27 protein-coding genes are annotated in these 24012 nt (G+C 61.0%); 12 read left to right on the top strand and 15 right to left on the bottom strand.

Features of this window, described 5'->3' with window-relative positions; all coding sequences use genetic code 11:
• Nucleotides 1-197: 197 nt before the first annotated feature.
• The gene (locus tag BM110_RS18740; RefSeq protein WP_015885095.1) at nt 198-350 is read left to right on the top strand and encodes a DUF3309 family protein; all 153 of its coding nucleotides are present in this window, start codon (nt 198-200) and stop codon (nt 348-350) included.
• A 54-nt stretch (nt 351-404) separates the two neighbouring features.
• Here BM110_RS18740 and BM110_RS18745 read toward each other — a convergent pair whose 3' ends face one another.
• From BM110_RS18745 to BM110_RS18765, 5 genes are all read right to left on the bottom strand, one after another.
• Nucleotides 405-2492 (bottom strand): LTA synthase family protein, encoded by a 2088-nt coding sequence (locus BM110_RS18745; RefSeq protein WP_071490758.1) that lies wholly within the window; start codon nt 2490-2492, stop codon nt 405-407.
• Between the two features lie 289 nt (nt 2493-2781).
• Nucleotides 2782-2973: a PLDc N-terminal domain-containing protein gene (locus BM110_RS18750; protein WP_003192770.1), complete on the bottom strand. Its 192-nt coding sequence runs from the start codon at nt 2971-2973 to the stop codon at nt 2782-2784.
• Nucleotides 2974-3040: 67 nt separating this feature from the next.
• On the bottom strand, nt 3041-3571 hold the full coding sequence (locus BM110_RS18755) for a hypothetical protein (RefSeq protein ID WP_071492765.1): 531 nt from the start codon (nt 3569-3571) through the stop codon (nt 3041-3043).
• 42 nt (nt 3572-3613) lie between these two features.
• Nucleotides 3614-4129 (bottom strand): ankyrin repeat domain-containing protein, encoded by a 516-nt coding sequence (locus BM110_RS18760; RefSeq protein WP_093513973.1) that lies wholly within the window; start codon nt 4127-4129, stop codon nt 3614-3616.
• Between the two features lie 110 nt (nt 4130-4239).
• A complete protein-coding gene (locus BM110_RS18765; protein ID WP_093513974.1) occupies nt 4240-6066 on the bottom strand; it encodes a long-chain-acyl-CoA synthetase in 1827 nt (608 codons plus the stop codon).
• A gap of 352 nt (nt 6067-6418) precedes the next feature.
• Here BM110_RS18765 and BM110_RS18770 point away from each other — a divergent pair, with 352 nt between their 5' ends.
• Nucleotides 6419-6697: a DUF3509 domain-containing protein gene (locus tag BM110_RS18770; protein ID WP_003172952.1), complete on the top strand. Its 279-nt coding sequence runs from the start codon at nt 6419-6421 to the stop codon at nt 6695-6697.
• 58 nt (nt 6698-6755) lie between these two features.
• Here the strand turns inward: BM110_RS18770 and BM110_RS18775 are convergent, their stop codons facing one another.
• From BM110_RS18775 to aroC, 4 genes are all read right to left on the bottom strand, one after another.
• Nucleotides 6756-7025, bottom strand: coding sequence for a response regulator transcription factor (locus BM110_RS18775; RefSeq protein ID WP_092243202.1), 270 nt, complete (start codon nt 7023-7025; stop codon nt 6756-6758).
• Nucleotides 7026-7234: 209 nt separating this feature from the next.
• Nucleotides 7235-7765 carry an acireductone dioxygenase gene (locus BM110_RS18780; RefSeq protein WP_093513975.1) on the bottom strand — a complete coding sequence of 177 codons (531 nt, stop codon included), beginning with the start codon at nt 7763-7765 and terminating at the stop codon, nt 7235-7237.
• Nucleotides 7762-8922, bottom strand: coding sequence for an MFS transporter (locus BM110_RS18785; protein WP_092243196.1), 1161 nt, complete (start codon nt 8920-8922; stop codon nt 7762-7764). Before BM110_RS18785 ends, BM110_RS18780 begins: the two co-directional genes overlap by 4 nt.
• 10 nt (nt 8923-8932) lie before the next feature.
• The gene (gene aroC, locus BM110_RS18790) at nt 8933-10024 is read right to left on the bottom strand and encodes a chorismate synthase (protein WP_071490765.1); all 1092 of its coding nucleotides are present in this window, start codon (nt 10022-10024) and stop codon (nt 8933-8935) included.
• A 143-nt stretch (nt 10025-10167) separates the two neighbouring features.
• On the opposite strand from aroC, the gene BM110_RS18795 reads away from it, so the two are divergent.
• Nucleotides 10168-11130 (top strand): alpha/beta hydrolase, encoded by a 963-nt coding sequence (locus BM110_RS18795; RefSeq protein WP_093513976.1) that lies wholly within the window; start codon nt 10168-10170, stop codon nt 11128-11130.
• A gap of 99 nt (nt 11131-11229) precedes the next feature.
• The gene (locus tag BM110_RS18800; protein WP_058424625.1) at nt 11230-12036 is read left to right on the top strand and encodes a hypothetical protein; all 807 of its coding nucleotides are present in this window, start codon (nt 11230-11232) and stop codon (nt 12034-12036) included.
• A 148-nt stretch (nt 12037-12184) separates the two neighbouring features.
• Here the strand turns inward: BM110_RS18800 and prmB are convergent, their stop codons facing one another.
• Entirely contained in the window at nt 12185-13093 is a 909-nt protein-coding gene (prmB, locus tag BM110_RS18805; RefSeq protein ID WP_071490767.1) for a 50S ribosomal protein L3 N(5)-glutamine methyltransferase, read from the bottom strand.
• A 239-nt stretch (nt 13094-13332) separates the two neighbouring features.
• On the opposite strand from prmB, the gene BM110_RS18810 reads away from it, so the two are divergent.
• The 5 genes from BM110_RS18810 to BM110_RS18830 all read left to right on the top strand — a co-directional run bounded on the left by BM110_RS18810 (nt 13333) and on the right by BM110_RS18830 (nt 16116).
• On the top strand, nt 13333-13923 hold the full coding sequence (locus BM110_RS18810; RefSeq protein WP_092243189.1) for a cysteine hydrolase family protein: 591 nt from the start codon (nt 13333-13335) through the stop codon (nt 13921-13923).
• 142 nt (nt 13924-14065) lie between these two features.
• Complete coding sequence (locus BM110_RS18815) at nt 14066-14386, top strand: hypothetical protein (RefSeq protein WP_058424627.1); 321 nt, start codon at nt 14066-14068, stop codon at nt 14384-14386.
• 75 nt (nt 14387-14461) lie between these two features.
• The gene (locus BM110_RS18820; protein ID WP_058424628.1) at nt 14462-15019 is read left to right on the top strand and encodes a Smr/MutS family protein; all 558 of its coding nucleotides are present in this window, start codon (nt 14462-14464) and stop codon (nt 15017-15019) included.
• A 78-nt stretch (nt 15020-15097) separates the two neighbouring features.
• Nucleotides 15098-15643 carry a GTP cyclohydrolase I FolE gene (folE, locus tag BM110_RS18825; protein WP_003236739.1) on the top strand — a complete coding sequence of 182 codons (546 nt, stop codon included), beginning with the start codon at nt 15098-15100 and terminating at the stop codon, nt 15641-15643.
• 101 nt (nt 15644-15744) lie between these two features.
• Nucleotides 15745-16116 carry a glutathione S-transferase N-terminal domain-containing protein gene (locus tag BM110_RS18830; RefSeq protein ID WP_093122427.1) on the top strand — a complete coding sequence of 124 codons (372 nt, stop codon included), beginning with the start codon at nt 15745-15747 and terminating at the stop codon, nt 16114-16116.
• Nucleotides 16117-16233: 117 nt separating this feature from the next.
• Here BM110_RS18830 and BM110_RS18835 read toward each other — a convergent pair whose 3' ends face one another.
• The 3 genes from BM110_RS18835 to BM110_RS18845 are packed head-to-tail and all read right to left on the bottom strand — an operon-like array spanning nt 16234 to nt 19158.
• Nucleotides 16234-16542 carry an AtuA-related protein gene (locus BM110_RS18835; protein WP_093513977.1) on the bottom strand — a complete coding sequence of 103 codons (309 nt, stop codon included), beginning with the start codon at nt 16540-16542 and terminating at the stop codon, nt 16234-16236.
• Nucleotides 16539-17864, bottom strand: a complete 1326-nt coding sequence (locus BM110_RS18840; RefSeq protein ID WP_093513978.1) for an acyclic terpene utilization AtuA family protein — start codon at nt 17862-17864, stop codon at nt 16539-16541. Before BM110_RS18840 ends, BM110_RS18835 begins: the two co-directional genes overlap by 4 nt.
• A gap of 1 nt (nt 17865) precedes the next feature.
• Nucleotides 17866-19158, bottom strand: a complete 1293-nt coding sequence (locus BM110_RS18845; protein ID WP_093513979.1) for a CitMHS family transporter — start codon at nt 19156-19158, stop codon at nt 17866-17868.
• 111 nt (nt 19159-19269) lie between these two features.
• Here BM110_RS18845 and BM110_RS18850 point away from each other — a divergent pair, with 111 nt between their 5' ends.
• Nucleotides 19270-20181 carry a LysR family transcriptional regulator gene (locus BM110_RS18850; RefSeq protein ID WP_093513980.1) on the top strand — a complete coding sequence of 304 codons (912 nt, stop codon included), beginning with the start codon at nt 19270-19272 and terminating at the stop codon, nt 20179-20181.
• Here BM110_RS18850 and BM110_RS18855 read toward each other — a convergent pair.
• Both BM110_RS18855 and BM110_RS18860 read right to left on the bottom strand, forming a co-directional pair.
• Nucleotides 20178-20780 carry a glutathione S-transferase family protein gene (locus BM110_RS18855; RefSeq protein WP_092243169.1) on the bottom strand — a complete coding sequence of 201 codons (603 nt, stop codon included), beginning with the start codon at nt 20778-20780 and terminating at the stop codon, nt 20178-20180. The two genes, BM110_RS18850 and BM110_RS18855, sit on opposite strands and share 4 nt — an antisense overlap.
• Before the next feature lie 10 nt (nt 20781-20790).
• The gene (locus tag BM110_RS18860; RefSeq protein ID WP_093513981.1) at nt 20791-21957 is read right to left on the bottom strand and encodes an aminotransferase-like domain-containing protein; all 1167 of its coding nucleotides are present in this window, start codon (nt 21955-21957) and stop codon (nt 20791-20793) included.
• 81 nt (nt 21958-22038) lie between these two features.
• Here BM110_RS18860 and BM110_RS18865 point away from each other — a divergent pair, with 81 nt between their 5' ends.
• Both BM110_RS18865 and BM110_RS18870 read left to right on the top strand, forming a co-directional pair.
• The gene (locus BM110_RS18865; RefSeq protein ID WP_071492751.1) at nt 22039-22473 is read left to right on the top strand and encodes a MarR family winged helix-turn-helix transcriptional regulator; all 435 of its coding nucleotides are present in this window, start codon (nt 22039-22041) and stop codon (nt 22471-22473) included.
• A gap of 179 nt (nt 22474-22652) precedes the next feature.
• On the top strand, nt 22653-23999 hold the full coding sequence (locus BM110_RS18870) for an NCS2 family permease (protein WP_071490777.1): 1347 nt from the start codon (nt 22653-22655) through the stop codon (nt 23997-23999).
• Nucleotides 24000-24012: the final 13 nt, after the last annotated feature.

Consider the following 24012-nt stretch of genomic DNA (forward strand, 5'->3'; position numbering starts at 1 on the left):
CTAAGTTCAATATTTTTCAACTAACAGGTTTAGTTGCGAGCGCATTAAAAGAAATAAGCCTGTGTGCGAAATGCTTTAAAAAAATACTGAATTTTCTGCGAAGAAGCATAGTCGGAGTTGTTAAGGCGTCTGTCTTTAATATGCGGGCCTATCGTTAAACAACCGGTCTTTGCAGAAGGCCAATAAGGAAAAAAACCATGAGCCTCATTCTGATCATTATCTTGATCCTCCTGCTGGTCGGCGGTCTGCCAGTGTTCCCTCACTCACGTAATTGGGGTTATGGCCCGTCGGGTATCCTGGGCGTTGTCCTGGTGGTGCTGCTGGTACTGTTGTTGCTTGGGCGTATATAAACGCCAGGCAAAAAAAGAGGCCCTTTAAAGGGCCTCTTTTTTATGGCCGGTTAATTAGTCCGGCTTGCCGTTGACCACACCTGCGGTGTTATCCAACAGGCTCTTGGTAGCGGTCTGCAGGAACGACTCGAGTTTCTGCTTCAGTGCCGCCTCGTCCGGCGACTCGGGGATCACTTTACCGGTTGGGTTGGCGCCCAGTTCGTATTCCCACAACTTCGGTGGCATTTCCTTCGGCAGCACCAGAATGCGATCTGCCGTCACCAATGCCACGGTTTGATCGCTGCCCGATGGCTTGATCACACCAAAACCCTTATCGCCTTCCGGCAGGTTCAACAGGTCACGGCCCCAGCACTGGTGCAGGGTATCGCCACCCAGGCGCCCCATGATGGTTGGCACGATGTCGATCTGGGTGCCCACGGTGTGGTCACGCTCGCCGAACTTTTCCTGCATGCCTGGCGCGATCATCAGCATCGGCACGTTGAAACGGCCCAGGTCCATTTCGGTGATCTGCTGTTCGTTGCCGAAGCCATGGTCACCCACGATGACGAACAGGGTTTCCTTGAAGTAAGGCTCCTTGCGGGCCTTCTCAAAGAACTGGCCCAGGGCCCAGTCGGAGTAGCGCATGGCGGTCAAATGCTCGTTGAGGCTGCCACGGTCGGTGACTTTCTCAACTGGCAATGGCGTCGGCAACGCGTACGGCGTGTGGTTGGACAGGGTTTGCAGCAACGCATAGAAGGGCTTGCCACCTTCACGCGCCTTGAGCTCTTCCAGGCCACGGTTGAACATATCCTGGTCAGACACGCCCCACGTCGGGTCGGAGAACACCGGATCGACGAAGTCATTGCGACCGATGAAGTTGGTCATGCCCTGGTTGCTGAAAAAGCCCGACTGGTTGTCCCAGGCGAAATCGCCGTTGTACACATACACGTCGTCAAACTTGCGCGCGCTGAGCAACTGCGGCAGGCCCGACAGCTTGTGGCTGCCTTCCGGGGTCTGCATCAGGTATTCGAAGCCCGGCAGGTTCGGGAAGCACGCCATGGTGGCGAACATACCCTGGTGGGTATGGGTGCCGTTGGAGAAGAAACGGTCGAACAGCAGGCCTTCCTTGGACAGTTTGTCGAAGTACGGCGTGATGTTGCCCGGACGACCCAAGGCGCCGACCGAGTGACCGGCGAAGCTTTCCATGAGGATCACGACCACGTTCTTGATCGGCAGGGTCTTCTCGGCCGGCGGCATGTAGTCGCGGCGCACGGCGGCGATGTCGGTATCCACCAGTTTCTCTTGCGGCAGCACCAGCATGTCACGCACGGTCTGGGTGGCCAGCGGCTGGTCGAGGGTGGCCTTCCAGATATTGGAGCGATCTTCGGAGAACCGCGACTTGGCCGCGGCGATCAGCGACAAGGTGCCGTTGAGGCCCAACTGGTTGGCGAAGTTCGAATCCGTAGTGTAGACATCCCCCCAACGCAGCGGCGGCCCCTGGCGCAGGGTGCCACGGATGGCGACCACGGCGATCAGCAGGCAGACCACGAACACCGCGATGCGCGTGTACCACGGCGCGACCTGGCGGGTACCGATGCTGCCACCGCTGAACGGGCCACGCGGGCGTGTGGCGCGGTCGGCGCCTTTGAACGCCATGCTCAGGATCAACGTACCCACGGCCCAGGCCAGCAGGTAGCGCACCACCGGGAAACCGTACCAGAGCATGCTCATCACGGTCTTCGGGTCTTCCTTCACATATTGGAAGACCAGGCCGTTGAGGCGCTGGTGGAACTCGCGGTAGAAGTCCATTTCCATCAGGCCCAGGAACAGGGCGATGCTGGACGCGACGGTCAGCCACAAACGGAAGAACCCGCGCGCAGCCATGGCGCGGACGCTGAACAAGGCCAGCAGCAGCGGGACCAGCAGGTACATCACCAGGCGAATGTCCAGGCGCAGGCCATTGCCGAACGCTTCGAGGAAGGTCGAGGCCGGCGTGTCGAGGATCATTTCGCGGTTGTACACCAGCAGCGCCAGGCGCAGCAGGGAGAACATCACCATCATGACCAGTGCGCAGAGCAGCGTGTACGCCAGATGGGATTTGACGGTCGGTTGCAGCAGGCGATTAGAAGCTCGCTGCTGACTCAGGGCGTCCGGGTTTGCCATGTCGTTTCAGGACCCATTGGAAGTTTAAGTGACGAAGTAGTGCAGTGGCGCGAATGGTGCCCGATCAACGGCGGCAAGGCTATTAATTACTGAACGTGCACCGGCGCTCCGCCTTTAGTGGCTCTTGGGACAGGGCCTTGGCAGGAAGATAAAGCCGGCGAATTGTCTTGGAAGGGATGTGAAAATTTTGTGCAGCGAATATTTCGAAACACAAAATGAATTGAAGGGAAAAGCCGTGGCCCGACAGCTGCCGAGCCAGGGTTCGACAGCTGCCAGGTGGTGTGCGAGATCAGATCCGCACATTACCCCGTGGTCCGGCAATCGCCCAGATGATCAGGCCCAGCACCGGCAGCAGCAGGATCAACAAGATCCACAACACCTTGGCGCCCGTGCTTGCGCCGCTTTTGAATACGTTGATGATCGCCCAGATATCCAGCGCGAGGATGATCAGCCCGATCAAGCTATTAAACGTGGAACCCATGGTGTCGCTCCTAAGTGAGGGCATGCCCTTGTAGGATAGTCAGCCCTGGCGGGGGTTCCGTTTTATTTCAGACGTGAACCGCGACTTTCAGCGCTTCCAGGGACGGTTCGCCCTTGATGCCGACTTCGGCGCACAGCTCCAGCACGCGCGGCAGGTCGTTGCCGTAGACCAGTACCGCCTGGATCTCGTCATCCAGCAGCTGGCTGAAGTTGAGCAGCACATAGCCGCCATCCTCCGGGCTGAGGGCGCTCATCTGGATCTGGATGCGGTTGAGTGCGGTCAAGTCTTCGGTCTTGGCCAGTTGCTTGGGCTTGAGGTTGAACGCAACGCCCGGGCCGAACGACGCGACGATCTGCGCGAACAGGTCACCATAGGTGTCGGCCTGGAACAGCACGGTGTCCGGCAGGCTGCCGACCACCACCCACTCACCCAGTGGGATGGGGAAGGTGTCGTCGTAGTTGATATCCGGGTTGGCCGCCAGAAACGCGGCCGGGTCGGCGTAGGCCTGGGCCGCCTCATCGGCGATGCGCGCCACCTCGTCCTCACCCATGACGCCGGCGCTGATTTTGCTGATGAGTTCGACGAGGGCGGTTTTCATGGGAATGGTCCTGTAGCGGGCTGGCTTTTGAGGGCGCGTAGCCTACACCAGTTTCTGCAACTGCGCCGCCGTATCCACCGCGCCCATGGTCTGCGCCGCGGCCAGTGCGGTGGCGCCATTGGCGTCGGTGGCCTTAGGGTTGGCGCCCTGCCCCAGCAGGTAATCGACCATTTCCACGCGATTGAACATCGCCGCCATCATCAACGCCGTACGGCCGTCGGAAGACGCGGCGTCCACCGGCGCGCCTCCGTCGATCAGCGCCTTGACCACGCCCAGGTTGCCCTTGAACGCTGCACCGGCCATCGGCAGCTGGTTCTTGTCGTTGGCGATCTGCGGATCGGCCTTGAACTCCAGCAGCACTTTTACTGCCTCGGCATGGCCGTGATAAGCCGCGAGCATCAGCAAGGTGTCGCCGTTGTGGTTACGCAAGTTGGCCGGCAAGCCTTTGGCCAGCAGCGCAGCGAGCATGGCGGCGTCGCCTTTGCGGGCAACGTCGAAGACCTGCTCGGCAAATTCGGCGGCTTCGTCTTCGGTCATTTGTTTGGCTTGGTCTGACATGTGGGGCTCCTTGTCTGGTCCTCTATATGGCGCCCAGTGTCGCGAGGGAGTTCCCCCCTGTCATGGCTTTTTTGTCAAAAGCGGCCATAGGCAGAATCAATGGCGCTACTTTAATAACGAAAATGCCCACCCTGGATCTGCGCCAGCAATTGCCCGGTGACCGGCACATAACTGTCCGACCCCGGCAGCCAGGCGTAGACCGGGTCATTGCCCGCCTTGTCCGGGTCGAAGGCTTCCTCCTTGAGCCGCACCTTCTGATATTTGAAGGTGCCGGTGGTTTCCATCTTCACCTTGATACGCAGGAACAATGGCACGGCATAGTGCGGCAACTGGCCGTGGGCGAACTGCAGCAACTCACGCATGTCCAGGGCAGCCAGCGATTCGCTCGGGGTGATGGCGACCATGCCGGCACGGCCGTTGGTGTTTTCGATTTCCACGCCATAGGCCACGACTTCAGCGATCTGCGGGTGTTGCAACAAGATGTTCTCCACTTCGGTGGTGGAGACGTTTTCTCCCTTCCAGCGATAGGTGTCGCCCAGGCGGTCGACGAACTGTGCATGGCCGAAGCCGATGCTGCGCACCAGGTCGCCGGTATTGAAGTAGCGGTCGCCCTTCTCGAACACATCCGTGAGGATCACCTTGCGGTTTTTTTCCGGGTCGGTGTAACCGTCATAGGGCGACTTTTCATCGATCCTGGCCAGCAACAAGCCCTGCCCGCCGGTCTTCACTTTGTGCATGAAACCATCGCCGCCACGGATCGGTTCACCCGTGTCGTGGGCGTAGTCCACCAACGCCCAGTGTTGCAGGCAAAAGCCGACGGTGTTGTCGAAATTCAATATGTTGGTAAAACCGATATTGCCGTCGCTGGCGGCGTACAACTCGCAGACATGCGCCACGCCGTAGCGCGCCTTGAACTGCGCCCACACGCCAGGGCGCAGGCCATTGCCGACCATCTTGGTCACGCGGTGATCACGGTCGTTTTCGGCCGCTGGCTGGTCGAGCAGGTAGCGGCATAGTTCGCCGACGTAGCCGAGGGTGGTCGCCTTGAATCTGCGCGCATCCTCCCAGAACTGACTGGCGCTGAACTTGCGCCGGATAGCGAAACCGGACGCCCCGACAATCGCCGCGCCCCAGCACACACAGAGGCCGGTGGCGTGGTACAGCGGCAGGGTGCAATAAAGAACATCCTCCGGCCCCATGTCCAGCGCAATGCTGCCGAAGCTGATCGCGGTCTTGGTCCAGCGGCCATGTTTCATGATGCCGGCCTTGGGCAGCCCGGTGGTGCCGGAGGTATAGATATAGAAGCAGGGGTCGTTGAAGAAAATCTGCGCGGTACTCGGCAGGTTATCTACCGGGCCACCGGCGCTGGCAGCCATCAGGTCACAATAACCATCGGGCAGCGCATTGGCTTGCTGGTCCGCGACAAACCAAGTGCGTTCAGCGGAAATGCCCACCTGCTCACGTACCGCGTCATAGGAAGCCACCAATTCCGCACCGGCCACAATCGCCACCGGGTTCACCAGGTTGAGGCTGTGCAGCAGCGCCGCCTGGGTCTGCGCGGTATTGAGCATCGCACAGACGCCGCCCAGCTTGGCCACGGCCAGCACGCTCAGCAGCAACTCGGGACGGTTTTCGATAAAGATCGCCACCACATCGCCCTTGCCGATGCCCTGGGCTTGCAGATGGTGGGCAATACGGTTGGCCTGCTGGTTGGCTTCGCTGTAGCTGAGCACGCGGTCGCCGTACAACAAGGCTGTGCCATCCGGGTTGCGCAGGGTGGCTTGTTCAAACTGCCAGCCCAGGCCACAGGGCTGAGCGGGGTCGGTGACATTGGCGGCCCGCATGCCGCGCACCACCCGAGGCAGAGCACGAACAATGGCCGGCACCTTACGCAGCATCATGCCCCAGGTGATCATGTCGTTTTGCGGGTGGCGCATGGGAACGTCCTTTTTCTTATTGTTCGTAAACCTTGCAGAAAAGTACGTCAGGCCCTCTTCGGCTGTACACGCAGGATTTGAAAAGTTTTGTATCCCGATAAGCGAACGCTGAAAAAAGGAATTAAGCCAGGCAGAGAGAGTCATTATGAGTAGTGAGGCACCTGCCCGAGCGCGCCCGGCAACGCAAAATGCAGGATGCATGATGGCCATTCATGCAAATTGCACGAATCCGGAAATTTTGTATTTTTATAAGCTATTGATTTATAACGATATTTATCTAAATCACTAGCTGGCACAATCACTGCACCTATCTCTCCATGCTTGCCCACTTGAGCCAACGGAGCTGATAGACATGAGCCTGATCCAAGATAAATTCGCTTCAGTATTCTCCAACTACGATGTCACCACCCAGCCTCGTCCAGACGGCGGCATCCTGCTGACCCTGCGCAACAGCGAAGGTAAACAGGTCAAGCGTTCGATCTCCTATCAGCAGTTGCACACTGCCGATCAGCTGACCTGGGTCATCAGCGCCATTCGCCGCGACCTGGCTGAACAGGCCAGCGAGTTGCCGCAGATTTCGATGCTGCAGAGCCAGAACCGCTTTGCCTTGCCGACCTACCACTCGGCTTAAGCCTGAAATACCCAAAAGGGCCGCGACGCATTGAGCGTCGCGGCCCTTTTTCATGGGTTCAACACAGCCCCTGGCGGCTGGCTTCATTGACGGCTTGTACCCGATTGGTCACTTGCAGCTTGCAATAGATATTACGCAGGTGGAACTTCACGGTTGCTTCGGACGTGGCGCGTATCTGGCTGATCTCCCAGACGGTCTTGCCTTCCGAAGCCCAGCGCAGGATTTCCAACTCCGCCGGAGTCAGGGCCTTGCCAGCCAGGTTCAAACGTCGCCTGACTGCATTGGGTACCGAATATGGCGGTAGAAACGATTCCTTGGGGCCACTCATTAGTTCCTCTCCTTTCTCTGGCTCATGCCGCACCCTCTTCGGATTCCTCCTATTGACAGGTGACATAAACATTGATGTCGCAGAGGGTTACATAACGAATGGTATTAAGGCGCAGGCCCGCGCATAAACATCCAAGCCTTACAGAAGTTTGAGTTTCTTCCCACAGCAACTTCCAACCTTAAGGGGTTGTAGTTTTTGATCGGTGGGGATTAGTCGTCCAGGCCGGGGAAACGACTGGCAATATCGTCCTCGATGAACTCCGGTATGCATTCTTCAAGCGTATTGAACAGCCGCAGTGTGACAAAGTGCGGGTTCTCCCCCATGTCAATCCAGTGCGGCATACCGGCCGGGATCACAAGCAGGTCGTTTCTCTCGCAACGCACGGCGTATACATAATCGCCTATGTGCAGGGAAAACAGCCCCTGCCCTGCGATGATGAAACGTGCGGCAACTTCGCTGCAGCGGCGCTCGGCAAGAAAGCCCGCACGCACCTCGGCCTTCTGGAGATGATCCTCCGTCACCCTGAGCACCTGCGCATCCGCGTAGCCCAAGGCTTGAATCTGTGCCTTGTACGCCGCAATCAGTTGCGCATCTGTGGCCCCCTTCTCGATAGAAACGGGTGGCCAACGCTCAAAACGCACGCCGTGCTCGGCCAGGGTCGCAGCAATATCCTCGGGGTGGGTGAGGACCTTGTTCGGGGTGTCCGGTGAAGCAGCGCAGTAGACGGCGACATAACTCATTGAAGGGTTCCTTGGTTCTGCTCGTGCAATCGAAGACCGATGATAAGGGCGGCGGCCAGGGCCGCGACGCTCGCGATACTGAAGGTCAGGGTCGGCCCCAACAGGTTCCAACTGTAGCCGGCATACAGCGCACCCAGCGCACCGCCGGTGCCGGCCAGGGCGGCGTAGAGCGCCTGGCCCTGGCCTTGTTGCCGGGCACCAAAACTGCGTTGCACAAAGGCAATCGAGGCTGCATGAAAGCTGCCGAACGTGGCGGCGTGCATTACCTGCGCCAGCAACAGCACCCAGAAATACTCGGCAAACGACCCCAACAGCAACCAGCGCAATGCCGCCAACAGGAAGCTCGCCAGCAGTACACGACGCACCGAAACGCGCGTGAGGATGCGGCTCATGCCCAGGAACATCAGTACTTCCGCCACGACCCCCAGCGCCCAGAGCATGCCGATCACGCCCCGGCCGTAACCCAGGTGTTCGAGGTGCAGCGTCAGGAAGGTGTAATACGGGCCGTGGCTCAGTTGCATCAATGCCACGCAGGCATAGAACGCGAGTACGCCGGGGCTGCGCAATTGCTTGAGGAAGCCGTCGCCCGCCAGACGATTGCCGTGGGTCGCGGGCTGCGCATTCGGTACCCACAGGCTGGCGCCGATGATGCCGGCCATGATCACCACGACCACCACCGGGTAGATGTCCAGGCTCAACCAGTCGAACAAGCGGCCCATGATCACCACGGTGAGGATAAACCCGATGGAGCCCCACAGGCGGATCTGGCTGTAGCGCGCCGTCTGCTTTTGCAGGTGCGCGAGGGTGATCACTTCAAACTGCGGCAGTACCGCGTGCCAGAAGAATGCATGCAGCGCCATGACCAGGGCCAGCCAGGCGTAGGTATGGCTGACGAAGATCAGCGAAAAACTCGCCAGGGTGCACACCGCACCAAAACGCACGATGGCCAGGCGCCGGCCGGTGTAGTCGCCCAGCCAGCCCCACAGGTTGGGCGCCACGCAACGCATCAGCATGGGGATGGCCACCAGCTCGCCGATGCGCGCGCTGGAGAACCCGAGGTGATCGAAGTACAGCGCCAGGAACGGCGCGGTCGCCCCCAGGAGGGCGAAGTAGAACAGGTAGAAGCTGGAGAGGCGCCAGTATGGGAGGGCTGTCACAGCAGCGCCGTCACAACTGGGCCAGCACCGGCGTACTCACGCGCACATCGGCATTTTGCCCGCGATTGCGCAACAGGTGGTCCATCAACACGATGGCCATCATCGCTTCGGCGATCGGGGTGGCCCGGATGCCGACGCATGGGTCGTGGCGGCCTTTGGTGATCACGTCCACCGGGTTGCCATGCACGTCGATCGAACGCCCTGGCGTGGTGATGCTCGACGTGGCCTTGAGCGCCAGGTGCGCCACGATCGGCTGGCCGGAGGAAATACCGCCGAGGATGCCGCCCGCGTTGTTGCTGAGGAAGCCTTGCGGGGTCAACTCGTCACGATGCTCGGTGCCACGCTGGGACACACAGGCAAAGCCGGCACCGATTTCAACGCCTTTGACGGCGTTGATGCTCATCAGCGCATGGGCCAGTTCCGCATCGAGGCGGTCGAAGATCGGCTCGCCCAGTCCCGGCTTCACGCCTTCGGCCACCACGGTGATCCTCGCGCCGACGGAATCCTGGTCGCGGCGCAACTGGTCCATGTAGGCTTCCAGTTCCGGCACCTTGTCCGGGTCCGGGCTGAAGAAGGCGTTGTCCTCGACGCTGTCCCAGGTCTTGAACGGGATTTCAATCGGACCCAGTTGGCTCATGTAGCCCCGGATCACGATGCCCTGGGTGGCCAGGTATTTCTTGGCAATGGCACCGGCGGCCACGCGCATGGCGGTTTCGCGGGCCGAACTGCGGCCGCCGCCACGGTAGTCGCGCTCGCCGTATTTGTGGTGGTAGGTGTAGTCGGCGTGGGCCGGGCGGAACAGGTCCTTGATCGCCGAGTAGTCCTTGGACTTCTGGTCGGTGTTGCGGATCAGCAGGCCGATGGCGCAACCGGTGGTGCGGCCTTCGAACACGCCGGAGAGGATCTCGACTTCGTCCGGCTCCTGGCGCTGGGTGGTGTGGCGGCTGGTGCCGGGCTTGCGGCGGTCGAGGTCACGCTGCAGGTCTTCCAGGGACAGTTCGAGGCCTGGCGGGCAGCCGTCGACAATGGCGACCAACGCCGGGCCATGGCTTTCGCCCGCGGTGGTGACAGTGAACAGCTTGCCGAAGGTATTGCCGGACATGCAGGGCGCTCCGTGAAATCAGTTGAATCAAGTCAACCGTAATAACTTAAGGCGGCCAGTATACGCAGGCTAACCGAGTAGTTCATCCTCGAAACCTTCCGGGTAGACCTTGGTCCAACCGGCACCTTCCTCATGATGGCGCGATGATGCTGCGAGCTCTGCTTTTGACCCTCACCCTGTTTTCCAGCGTTGGCTTCGCCGCCTCCCCGGTCGTGCTGCAAAGGCCCATCAGCCTCGACACCGGCAGTGGCGAGCTGTCTGGCTCACTCTTGTTGCCCAAATCCGACAGGCCAGTCCCGGTTGTACTGATCATCGCCGGCTCCGGTCCCACCGACCGCAACGGCAACAGTGCCGACGGCGCGCGCAACGACAGCCTCAAGCGCCTGGCCTGGGTGCTGGCGCGGCACAATATCGCCAGCGTGCGCTACGACAAGCGCGGCGTCGCGGCCAGCCTGGCGGCCACGCCGGATGAGCGCAACCTGACCCTGGATGCCTACGTGGCCGATGCCGTGGCCTGGGGCAAGCTGCTCAAGGCCGACAGACGCCTGGGGCCGTTGATTGTGCTGGGTCATAGCGAAGGGGCCTTGGTGGCGGCCCTCGCCGCGCCGCAACTGGACCCGGCCGGCGTCATTTCGTTGTCCGGCAGCGCACGCCCGGTAGACCAGGTGATCCGCCAGCAGTTGGCCGATCACCTGCCCCCCGCCCTGCTGCTGCGCAGCAACGAGATCCTCGATCACCTCAAGGCCGGCCAGGTGGATGCCGACGTGCCTGGCCCGCTGCAAGGTATTTTCCGCCCCAGCGTGCAGCCGTACCTGATCAGCCTGTTCCGTGCCGACCCATCGGCCGCTTTCGCCCAGTTGCGCATGCCCGCGCTGATCATCCAGGGCACCCACGATATCCAGGTGGGTGTGAGCGACGCCCAGCAATTGAAAAAGGCCAAGCCCGACGCGCAGTTGGCGGTGATCGAAGGCATGAACCACGTGATGCGCATCGTGCCCAAAGATGTGAAGCAACAATTGGCCTCCTACAACGATCCGCAACTACCCCTCGCCGCCGAACTGGGCAGCCGCGTCGTGCGTTTTATCGAAGGACTTCAACCCCATTAAGCGACTATTTGCCTCCAGTCCTGGGAAAACCGGCCGATAAGCCCTGGGTCGACAGTAAAAAGACTGTCGGCTCGCTGGGCTTGGACAGGATCTCGCCGCATGACAACCACTGAAGCAACACCGGAATCCACCGCCGACACCCCGGCTGAAAAAACCGAGGCCGTCGACGCGGCGCCCCTACCGTGGGCGGATGTCCAGGCCGAGCATTTCAAGATGCTGCGCCTGGCCCCCCTGGCCACCGACCGTGCCACTGGCGTGCGGCCGTTGCGGTTCGTGCAGTTCGGCTACGCCGAGCGCAATGACAAGCACCACAGCCTGCTGCGCATGGTCATCCAGCTGCCAGGGCAGCGCGTGCGCCGTGAGCAGAACCACCTAGATATCTGGGTCGACCACGACAAGCACCGTGTGCACTTCGGCCCTGGCAACAGCCTGGAAATCGAACCAGCCAACCGGGGTATCGGTCGCTTCCTGGTGGCCCAGGGCGCCGCGTGGGCGAAGAAGAAGTGGTCACACTACCGCGTCGACGGCGTCGACCTGGCCAACAAAGATGCCTTGAACGAGGCCACCCGCCTGCGCCGCGATCACTTCCTGCGCATCCAGGGCTTTGATGTGGCCTACGCCGATGTGCAACACCTCAAAGGTAATGTGCAGCCGGGCAAGGTCGGTGATGTGCTGGACAGTTGGAACACCGAGAAGGTGCAGTTCGTGGAGATTCTCGAAGCCGCGCAGATGCTGCAACAGGCTGAGCAGAACCTGGCGGAGCAGGAAGTGAAGCTGCGCAAGGAAGAGGAAAAGGTCACCAAGTTCAAGCGTGAGGACAGCGGGTTGCGCTTTACCATCACCTGCCTGGTGGCGTTTACGGTGTTTCAGGCGGGGTTGTTGATCTGGATTGCCACCCACCGCTGAAATGAGTCTATGCCTTGAAATAAGGTCTGAATGTGGGAGGGGGCTTGCCCCCGATAGCTGAGTGTCAGTATTTGGAGTAGCTGACTGATCCACCGCCATCGGGGGCAAGCCCCCTCCCACATTGGCCCTATTCGTTCAGTAAGGTGGGTTAAACGCGGGCGGCAAACACCGCCTGATGTTGGCGGCACTGCTCCGCCGTCAACATGAACACCCCATGCCCACCGCGCTGGAAGTCCAGCCAGGCGAAGTCCACTTCCGGGTACAACGCCTCGACGTGCACCTGGCTGTTGCCCACCTCCACGATCAGCAAACCTTTCTCGGTCAGGTGGTCCGCCGCTTCGGCCAGCATGCGCCGCACCAGGTTCAAGCCATCATCGCCACAGGCCAGGCCCAGTTCCGGTTCGTGCTGGTATTCGTCGGGCATGTCGGCGAAATCTTCGGCATCCACATACGGCGGGTTCGACACGATCAGGTCAAAACGCTGGCCCGGCAGACCGTCGAAACCGTCACCCTGCACGGTGTACACGCGCTCATCGACGCCATGGCGCTCGATGTTCTGGTTGGCCACTTCCAGGGCTTCGAACGACAGGTCGCCCAGCACCACTTCGGCGTCCTGGAACTCGTAGGCACAGGCAATGCCGATACAGCCGGAGCCGGTGCACAGGTCGAGAATGCGTGCCGGCGGTTGCGCCAGCCAGGGTTCGAAGCGGTTTTCGATCAGCTCGCCGATCGGTGAACGGGGAATGAGCACGCGTTCGTCGACGATGAACGACATGCCGCAGAACCACGCTTCGTTCAACAGGTACGCGGTGGGCACGCGCTCATGGATGCGCCTGTGCAGCAAACGTTGCACATGGGAAACTTCCTCTTCCTCCAGGTTGCAGTCCAGATAACTGTCGGCAATCTCCCACGGCAAGTTCAACGCGCCTAGCACCAATTGACGGGCTTCGTCCCAGGCATTGTCAGTGCCATGCCCGAAAAACAGGTCTTCCCCATGGAAACGGCTGACAGCCCAACGGATGTGGTCGCGCAACGTGCGCAGGCGGGATGTGATCACGGGGGCAAGCTCCTGGAAAAAACGACTGGTGATTCTAACAGCCTTCACCTGTACCGACGATGTACGAAACCCCGCGCCCATCCGTCGGATTTCATCCGAATTGCCATCATTGTGTCAAACAGGCCCACCTCTTGACATGGCTACACGTCAACAACGGCGTACCTTACGATGGTAGCGATTCACAGAACCGCTCAGCCAGTGGACAATGTCGCAAAAGCCCCCCTCACAGGAGCCCCAGAATGTCCGTTCCAAAGACGATGTTTCAACTCAGCGGTCGTGGTTACGCAGCTGCGAACCTCAGCCATGCGACCCTCGTGATCATCGACGCCCAGAAGGAATACCTCAGCGGCCCGCTCGCCCTCTCGGGCATGGACGCGGCCGTTGGTAACATCAAGCAACTGGTCGCCGCAGCGCGCAACGCCGGGCGCCCGATCGTGCATGTGCGTCACCTGGGCACCGTTGGCGGCTTGTTCGACCCGCAAGGCGAACGAGGTGAGTTCATCCCGGGCCTCGAGCCTGCAGGCGACGAAACCATCATCGGCAAACTGCTGCCCAGCGCATTTCACGGCACCGGCCTGGAAAAACACCTGCAGGACCTCGGTTCCCTGGACCTGATCGTCTGCGGCTTCATGAGCCACTCCAGCGTCAGCACCACCGTGCGTGCCGCCAAGAACCTGGGCTTTCGCTGCACCCTGGTGGAAGACGCCTGCGCTACCCGCGACCTGCCTTACAAAGGCGGCATCCTGAGCGCCGCGCACGTACAGCAGACCGAAATGGCCATCATGGCCGACAACTTCGCCACCCTGGCGTTGACCAAAGACCTGATCTGATCGACCTCCTGATGAGCGGTGCGGCAATGTTTATTGCCCCGCTCATCCGCAAAGCCTTTTCATTTGGCGCATTTACCCCTCGCCCCGGAACAACCTGTGTATTGTCCGGTCGAAGGGCCGATACCCTGGAGGAAAGGTCGGAATGAAGATATCCGATGGTTTTGATGCTCGTCGCTTGCGCCCCAAGGGCCCGAGCAACTGGCGTCTGCGCCTGGTTGCCGGCATCGCCGCGCTGCTGGCGATCGTAGGTCTGCTGTTGGCCGGCGCTGGTGGCGCCGGTCTGTCTGGTCACTCGCCGGCCCTTGGCGAGCTGAATGCCAGCCCTGGCGGCTCGGCTATCCTGTTGGGGATCGGGCTGCTGGTACTGTGGTTGGGCGTATGGTTGTGGCGGCGCAGCCGCCGAAAAATGCGCCAGCCGTTGTCGCTTAATATCGCTTCGCACCTGATGAAAAAACACGACTGATGGCGCTTGGATAGCGTTTCCTGCGCCCCGGCCGCCGCGATTTAGGTAAACTGCCCGCCCTTCGCGGAGGCTGACATGCAAGACGACGATTTTTCCCTGTTCAAAAACGAGCTGCGCGGCGTCAAGCCGATCAAGCACGACCGCGCCGACACCGGCAAACCCAAGGCCGACCGCGCGCAGATCGCCAAGCTGCGCCAGGCCGCGACCGTGCGCACCGATGCCACCACCGTGGACGGCCTGTCGGACCAGTTCGTGATCGACGTCGGCCCCGAAGACGAGCTGATGTGGGCCCGCGACGGTGTGCAGGAAAGCCAGATGCGCAAGCTCAAGATCGGCCAGATCCCGTTCGAAGGGAGTCTCGACCTGCACGGCATGACTGTGGAAAAAGCCCGCGAAACCCTGTGGGCCTTCCTCGCCGAAGCCACCAAATTCGAAATCCGCTGCGTGCGCGTCACCCATGGCAAGGCCGTGCGGCTGGACGGCAAGCGGCCGATGATCAAGAGCCACGTCAACACCTGGCTGCGCCAGCACGCCCAGGTACTCGGCTTTACCTCGTGCCAGGCCCGCCACGGCGGCGCGGGGGCGGTGTATGTGATGCTCAAGCGGACCATGATGGAAGGGCGCGACGAGTAACAAGTGCCATCGTCAGGCTTGCAGCGATGTGCCCGCCACCGTAACCTTGCGCTTTGCGAAAATCCCACAGGTAGTTTCATGTCCCTGGAACAGAATTACACCGCGATCCTCGGCCAACTCGGCGAGGACGTTTCCCGCGAGGGCCTGCTCGACACGCCAAAACGTGCCGCCAAGGCGATGCAGTACCTCTGCCGCGGGTATGAGCAGACACTGGAAGAAGTCACCAACGGTGCCTTGTTCAGCTCCGACAACAGCGAAATGGTGCTGGTCAAGGACATCGAGTTGTACTCGCTGTGCGAACATCACCTGCTGCCGTTTATCGGCAAGGCCCACGTTGCCTACATCCCGAGCGGCAAAGTGCTGGGCCTGTCCAAGGTCGCGCGGATTGTCGACATGTATGCCCGCCGCCTGCAGATCCAGGAAAACCTCAGTCGCCAGATCGCCGACGCGGTGTTGCAGGTCACCGGCGCCCTGGGCGTGGCCGTGGTGATCGAGGCCAAGCACATGTGCATGATGATGCGCGGTGTGGAGAAACAGAATTCGTCGATGATCACTTCGGTGATGCTGGGTGAGTTCCGCGAAAACGCGGCGACCCGCAGCGAATTCCTCAGCCTGATCAAGTAACGGGCTGCTCAGGAAAAGACCGGCGTTCATCGCCGGTTTTTTTTCGCCCGCAGAATTCAGGTAAGCTGCCGCCCCTCAGTTATGGGCAAGAGGTTTAAACCATGTTGGTCAAAGCACTTCGAGTCGGCCTCGGCCAGATCATCATCGCGGGCGACTTCCTGACCCGTCCCCGTAAAAAACAGCGCCCCGCCGAACAGCAGGCGCAGGTGAATGCAGCGGCCAAGGAACTGACCCTGTATCAGTTCCACGCCTGCCCGTTCTGCGTGAAGACCCGTCGCACCCTGCACCGCCTGAATGTGCCGGTGGCGTTGAAGGACGCGAAGAACAACGAGCAGGACCGCCAGACCCTGCTGGAGCAAGGCGGCAAGATCAAGGTGCCGTGCCTGCGCATTGAAGAGAATGGCCAGACCACCTGGATGTATGACTCCAAGGTGATCATCGATTACCTCGACAAGCGTTTCGCTGCGCTCTGACAGACACTGGATGACCCATGTGGGAGGGGGCTTGCCCCCGATGGCGGTGTATCAGTCAACTTATGTGTGACTGACACTCTGCTATCGGGGGCAAGCCCCCTCCCACATTTACGGTATTTACAGGTCGAGATCCAATAATGCAGAGCCCAGGCACTTGCCATGGGCATCCAGCGCCAGCGAGCGGGTCACACCGCCGCACAGGATGCCCGGCAGCACGAAGTTCAGTGCCTGTACATTCGCCAGCTCATAGCGCCGCACCGGTGCGGCGCCTGGCTCCAGTAGATCCGCAAAAAACCCAGCCACACGCTCGACGGTCAGCTGTTCGCAGAGCCAGGGGTAATCCTCGGCACGATAGGCAATGATCGAAATGTTCGACGTATCGCCCTTATCCCCCGTGCGGGAATGGGCCAGTGTGTGCAGCTTCATGCTTCGATCCTCGGGTTGACCGCATCACGCGGCAGCAGCAACGACGCCACCGCCACCACCTGCCGCACGCTCTTGCTCGCGCCGCCGCCACCGGACGGGCCATTGGTGTAAAGGGTTTCTACTTCGTTGCCGACGCGCACCGCTTCGCTGCGCTCTTCACAGCGAGCCGCCACGCGCAGGCGCACTTCCCAGGGCTCCACCGTGCTGCGCGGGCCGTGCAGCGAGTCCATGCCGATCAGTTCGGCACGCACGTCCTGCATCTTCACGCCTATCAACTCAAGGCGCTTGAGCACGACATCCCGCGCCAGCTGCGCCCGTGCGACAGCACCGGGGCCGCCGTAGGACATCTGCCCTTCGCCGATCCAGCCGTCCAGATATCCAACACTCACCTTCAACCGTTCGGGACGCGAGCGACCACCAGCGCCTTGGGCGCGAACGCGATCAACGCCCTCCTCGACAAAGCACACCCGGGAAAAATCGGCGGTCACATCCGGCGTCAGATAGGCCGCCGGATCATGCACTTCGTAGATCAGTTGCTCGGTGCAGGTGGCACGGCTGACCCGCCCACCGGAGCCGGTGACCTTGGTGATCACGGCCTGGCCGTCAGCATCAATCTCGGCCAGCGGGAAACCCAGGCGCGCCAGGTCATCCACATCCTTGAAACCCGGGTCGGCAAAATACCCACCGCTGACTTGCCCGGCACATTCGAGCAAATGCCCCACCAAGGTGCCGCGCCCCAGCCGCGGCCAATCGTCCGCCATCCAGCCGAACTCAAACATCTGCGGCGCCAGGAACAGCGAGGGATCGGCCACGCGCCCGGTGATCACCACGTCCGCATCGGCGTGCAATGCCTGCAGAATGCCGTCGACGCCCAGGTAGGCATTCGCAGAGATCAACCGTTCGCCCAAAGAGCCGACGGTCTGGCCGTTATCCAGCAAAAACTCGGGCTGCAACATCGTCAACACGTCGTCGCCCACCACAGCGAGTACCTTGAGATCCAGGCCCGCCTCAACAGCAATTCGCCGCACTTCGGCCGCCGCCGACACTGGATTGGCCGCGCCCATATTGGTGATCACCCGCAGGCGACGGCGCCCGGTATGCACCCCCACAAACGGCAGCACCCGGCGCATGCGCTCACTCAACAGCGGATCGTAACCGCCCTGCGGATCGCTGATCCGCGCCTGTTGCGCCAAGGCGATGGTGCGTTCAGCCAGGCATTCGAATACCAGGTAATCCAGGTCGCCGTGTTCGGCCAACTCGACCGCAGGTTCGATACGGTCGCCGGAATAGCCGGCACCAGAACCGATGCGCAAGGTTTTCATCTCAAATCACTCCCAGGAGCAACGCAGTCAGGGTCATCAACACCGACGCGGCAAACAGAAACGGAATGGTGAAGCGCTGGTGATCGGCCAACTCGATCTTGCACAGGCCCACCAACAGGAAAGTCGCAGGGGTCAGCGGGCTGACCGGGAAGCCGGTGGTGTGCACCCCCAGCAACGAGGCCTGGGCCACTTGCAGCGGGTCGACGCCCAGGGCCTTGCCGACTTCGGCGATCACCGGCATCACGCCGAAATAGTAGGAATCGGGGTCGAACAGCATGCTCAACGGCATGGAAATGAACCCCACCACCGCCGGGATCAACTTGCCGTGACCCGCCGGAATCTGCGCCACCGCTACTTCGGCGATAGCCTTGAGCATGCCGGTGCCTTGCATGATCCCGGTGAACACCCCGGCGGCCAGCAGGATACTGGCCATGGTCAGGGCGGTCTTGGCATGGGCATCGATGCGGGCACGCTGGGCATCTACGTTCGGGTAGTTGATGCACAACGCCACTACGGTGCCGAGCATGAACATCACCACCGGGTCGACCCAGCCGGCGATCATCACCACCATCACCAGCACGGTCAGGATCAGGTTGACCCAGAACAGGCGCGGGCGACGCAGCTTGATATCGTCTTCACTGAGCACCCGTTGCGGCACCGCATCCACCGTAGAGCCGGCGCCGAGGCCCAGGCGTTTTTCTTCGCGACGGCCCAGCCACCAGGCACAGGCAAACACAAAGATCAGGCCGACGATCTGCACCGGGATCAACGGCTGGAACAGGTCCGCCACCGGCACGTGCAGGGCCGCTGACGAGCGCAGCACCGGGCCCGTCCACGGCAGGAAGTTGACTCCGGCCGCCATCGCGCAGACACAGGCCAGGATGCGCTTATCGATACCCAGCCGCGTATACAGCGGCAACATCGCCGGCACCGTCACCAGGAACGTCACCGCGCCGGAGCCGTCCAGGTGTACCAGCAGCGCCAGGGTCGCGGTGCCTAAAACAATGCGTGTAGGACGCGTCCCTACCGTGCGCAGGATGCGATCAATGATGGGGTCGAGCATGCCAGCATCGGTCATGATCCCGAAAAACAGGATCGCAAAGACGAACATGCCGACCACGGGGGCGACGTTCTTGATACCGGTGATGATGAAGGCGCTGGTTTGCAGGCCGAACCCGCCGAGCAGTGCGGCGATGATCGGCAAGGCGATCAGGGCCACCAGCGGCGAGAGGCGTTTGCTCATGACGGCAGCGAGCAGGCACAGGATGGTGATGACACCCAGGGTAGCGAGCATGGGTTACTCCAGAGCGACCTTTTTGGCCGGTTATTGTTTTCCCTGGAGTATTGGAAGCAGGTTAGTCTTTGTAAATTGGAATATTCACCCGCTAGTGTTCGGAAAAACAAAATGAAGAACAGTATCCAACACATTCAGGCGTTTCTTGCGGTGGCCCGTACTGGCAGTTTCACCAAGGCGGCCAATGAGCTGCATCTGTCGCCTTCTGCGCTGACGGTGCAGGTGCAACAACTGGAAGACTGGCTCGGCGTCGCCCTGCTCGACCGCAGCCCGCGCCACGTCAGTATTACCGCCGCCGGCCAGGAGGCCCGCGGGCCGATGGAAAAACTGCTGCTGGACCTGGACAACATCGTCAGCGGGTCCCGCGACCTGGCGGCGTTGCGCCGAGGCGTGGTGACCATCGCCGCCCTGCCCTCGGTCTGTGCCGGCAGCCTTCCGCCGGTGCTGCGCCTGTTTCGCGAGCGATTTGCCGGAATCGAAGTGCGCCTGCATGACCTGGTGGCCCATCGCATACACGCCCAGGTGCGGTCGGGCGAGGTGGATTTCGGCATTGGCGTGCGTGCACGGCTCAGCCATGGCCTGGAATTCGTGCCAGTGCTGAACGATCGCCTGTGCGCGTTTGTACCGGTCGGTCATCCGCTGACCCGCCATCGCAAACTGACCCTGGCACAACTGGCGGACCAACCGATCATCCTCACTGGCCGCGACAGCAGCGTGCGCGAGCAAGTGGATGCGCTGTTCGATGAGACACGCCTGACGATGAACGCGGGCATGGAGGCCAACTACATGTCGACGGTGCTGGCACTGGTGCGCCAGGGGTTGGGGGTCAGTGTGCTGCCGGAATCGGCGGCGGACAGCCTGGCGGGGTTGAAGCGCATCCACATCGAGCATCCCGGCGTAAACCGGGAGATCGGGTTGATCAGTCGCAGCGGGATGGGCCTGAGCCCGGCGGCGCAACGCTGCTTTGACTTGCTGAACGAAGAACTGAATGTGGGAGGAGCAAGCCCCCTCCCACAGGTTTAACCGAGCATGGCCACATGCTTGGGATGGCTGGCAACCCTCTTCAACCACGCCTGCACAGCCGGATAAGCCTCCAGCTCAAAACCACCCTCATTGGCTACATGGGTATAGGCATACAAGGCCACATCGGCGATGGAGAACTGCTCGCCCACCAGGTACGGCGTCAGTTGCAGTTGGCGCTCCATGACCTTGAGTGCCTTGTAACCGCCTTTGTGCAGTTTCTTGTATTCCTCCAGGCGGTCCTCGGGCAGGCCCAGGTAAAACTGGATAAACCGCGCCACCGCAATGTACGGCTCATGGCTGTACTGCTCGAAGAACTGCCACTGCAACACTTGGGTGCGCAGGCGCGGTTCGGTGGGCAGGAACTCGCTGCCATCGGCAAGGAAGTTGAGGATCGCGTTGGACTCCCACAGGCAGGTGCCGTCTTCCAGTTCCAGCACGGGGATCTTGCCGTTGGGGTTCTTCGCCAGGAACTCGGCGGTCTGGGTGTCACCCTTGAGGATGTCCACATCGATCCATTGGTACGGGATGCCCAGCAGGCTGAGCATCAATTTGACCTTGTAGCAGTTGCCCGACTTGTAATCGCCATAAACCTTGTACATGGGGCTCCCCTTATGCCGCTTGCGCGTGCTGTGCTTGACGGACCACCGCGGCCAGGCGCTTGAGACCTTCGTCCAAACGGGCCGGGTCGATATGGCTGAAATTGAGCCGCAACGAACCCAGGTGTCGGTCGGGCTCGGAAAAGAACGGTTCACCGGGCATGAACGCGACGTTCTGGTCGAGCGTTTGAGCCAACAAGGTGCGGGTGTCGAGCGGCTGTTTCAAGGTCAGCCAGAAGAATAAACCGCCCTGGGGCACCTGCCAGTCGGCCAGCTCGACGAAGTGACGCTCCAGCGCCGACTGGAAAGCATCGCGGCGCTCGCGATAAAAGCCGCGCAGTTGAGTCAGGTGCTGCTGGTATTGCTCCGTGCCGATCCACTGCATGGCCTGCCATTGGCCGACGCGGTTGGTGTGCAGGTCCGCCGATTGCTTGAGCTTGAGCAGGTGCGGGAACAGGTCCGGGCTGGCGATCAGATAGCCCACGCGCAGGCCCGGCAACAGGGTCTTGGACACGGTGCCGGTGTAGATCCAGCTGGCTTTTTTCAGGCGCCCGACGATGGGTCTGGCGCTGCCGCCGTCGAAAGTCAGTTCGCGGTAGGGTTCGTCTTCGATCAGGGTCACGCTGAATTCGTCGAGCAAGGCGGCGACGGCTTCGCGCTTGGCCTCGCTGTAGCGCACGGCCGAGGGGTTCTGGAAGGTCGGGATCAGGTAGATGAACGCCGGGCGATGGCGTTCAAGGTTGGCACGCAACGCATTCAGGTCCGGGCCGTCGGCGTCCAGTGGCACGGTGAGGCAATCGGCGCCGAACAGTTGGAAGATCTGCAACGCGGCCAGGTAGGTCGGGCCTTCCAGCAGGATCCGGGTGCCCTTGTCGATGTACAGCTTGGCCGCCAGGTCGAGGGTCTGCTGGGAGCCGCTGACCACCAGCACCTGGCTGGCCTGGCACGGCACGCCCAGGGCACGCGCCTCGGCAGCGAGCAATTCGCGCAACTGCGGTTCGCCTTCGCTCATGCCGTACTGGCCGATGTTCAGCGGCATGTCGTCCCAGTTCAAGGCAGGCAGCATGGCTTCGGCTGGCAGGCCTCCGGCGAACGACATCACTTCCGGGCGCTGGGCTGCCGCGAGGATTTCACGGATCAGGGAGCTTTTGAGGCGCGTAACACGTTCAGAGAAGGCCATGGGGTCACCGGTAGCGAAGACTGTGGGAAATACGTCAAACTGGTTGACCGAAATTACGACGACTCGCACGGATACGTCAATATGCTTGACCTTAAAAACCCAACCGCCCAGCAGGCCGCGATGGAAGCGTTTTTCTTCGGCTACCAGGCGTTTACCGCCAAGGCCGACGAAATGCTCGAGCGCCGCGGGCTGAGCCGGGTGCATCAGCGCATCGTGTTTTTCATCGCGCGCTACCCGGCGCTGAGCGTGAAGGAACTGCTGGAACTGCTCGGTGTGAGCAAGCAGGCACTGAACATCCCTCTGCGCCAATTGCAGGAGATGCACCTGGTCAACAGCGTCGCGTCCGAGACAGACAAGCGCAAACGCCTGCTGGAATTGACCGAGGAAGGCCTGCGCTTCGAACAGTCACTGCGCCGCGAACAGGTGAAGTTGCTGCAACGTGCCTTCAGTGACGCCGGTGAAGACGCGGTGGTTGGGTGGCTGGCGGTGAATCAGGCGCTCGCCAACCAGCCCTGACCCTGTGGTTGCCTTTCATCTATTTGGTGCAGCGGATAGAAAACATTATTTGCTTTATTTGTATACAAAAGCATAATTCGCTTCGTGCGAGTTCCTGACCTATTGGTCAACAAACCCGCCAGTACCTCTCAGCGCTTGCGCGCTGGCCATAACAATAAAATGCTTGAGGAGTACTCGCTGTGGATAGCCGCAAATCCGAAGCCCCGACGCTGGACCTTGCCCCCTCACCAAACGGCTGGCTGGAACGCCTGTTCAAACTGCGCTTGCATGGCACCACAGTGAAGACCGAGCTGATCGCCGGCCTCACCACCTTCATCACCATGGCCTACATCATCTTCGTCAACCCTAACATCATGGCCGACGCGGGCATCGATCACGGTGCGGCGTTCGTCGCCACCTGCATCGCCGCCGCACTCGGTTGCCTGTTGATGGGGTTGTATGCCAACTGGCCCGTGGGCCTGGCGCCGGGCATGGGTTTGAATGCGTTTTTCACCTACACCGTGGTTGGTACCATGGGCTACACCTGGCAGACCGCCCTCGGCGCCGTGTTTATCTCCGGTGTGTTGTTCATGTTCCTGACCCTGTCCCGGGTGCGTGAATGGCTGCTCAACAGCATCCCCGTCAGCCTGCGCCACGCCATGGGTGCCGGCGTGGGGTTGTTCCTCGGGGTGATCGGCCTGAAGACCGCCGGCATCATCGTCGACAGCCCGGCGACCCTCATCAAGCTCGGCTCCTTGCATGAGCCTGCGCCGCTGTTGGCGGCGGTGTGCTTCTTACTGATCGCGATTCTCAGCTACCACCGGGTTTTCGGCGCGATCCTGATCAGCATCATCGCCGTGACGCTCGCCGGCTGGGGCCTGGGCCTGGTGCATTACAACGGTTTCATCTCCACCCCACCGAGCCTGGCGCCGACCTGGATGGCGATGGACGTAGCGGGTGTGTTCAATGTCAGCATGATCAGCGTGGTATTTGCCTTTCTTTTTGTACACATGTTCGACACCGCAGGTACACTGATGGGCGTCGCGCAACGGGCCGGATTGGTCAATGCCGACGGCAAGATCGACAACCTGTCCCGTGCATTGAAGGCCGACAGTGCCTCCAGCGTGTTCGGTGCCATGGTCGGTGTGCCGCCGGTGACCAGCTACGTGGAAAGTGCTGCGGGCGTGGCCGCAGGTGGCCGTACCGGGTTGACCGCCGTCACCGTCGGCGTGCTGTTTGTAGCCGCGATGTTTTTCGCACCGCTGGCCGGGATGATTCCGGCCTATGCCACCGCAGGTGCGCTGATTTACGTGGCAATGCTGATGATGGCGAGCATGGCCCATATCAATTGGGATGAGGCCACCGACAGCATTCCGGCGATTGTCACCGCGATCATGATGCCGCTGACGTTCTCGGTCGCCGATGGGATTGCCCTGGGGTTTATCACCTACGTGGCCCTCAAGGCCGGTACCGGCAAGTACCGCGAGATCTCCGTGAGCCTGTGGGTGCTGTGCGCGATTTTCATCGCGAAATTCATATTTCTATAAAGAGGAGCAAGGC

Source organism: Pseudomonas sp. NFPP28 (genome assembly GCF_900115535.1).
In the GTDB taxonomy this organism is placed as follows: Bacteria; Pseudomonadota; Gammaproteobacteria; order Pseudomonadales; family Pseudomonadaceae; genus Aquipseudomonas; species Aquipseudomonas extremorientalis.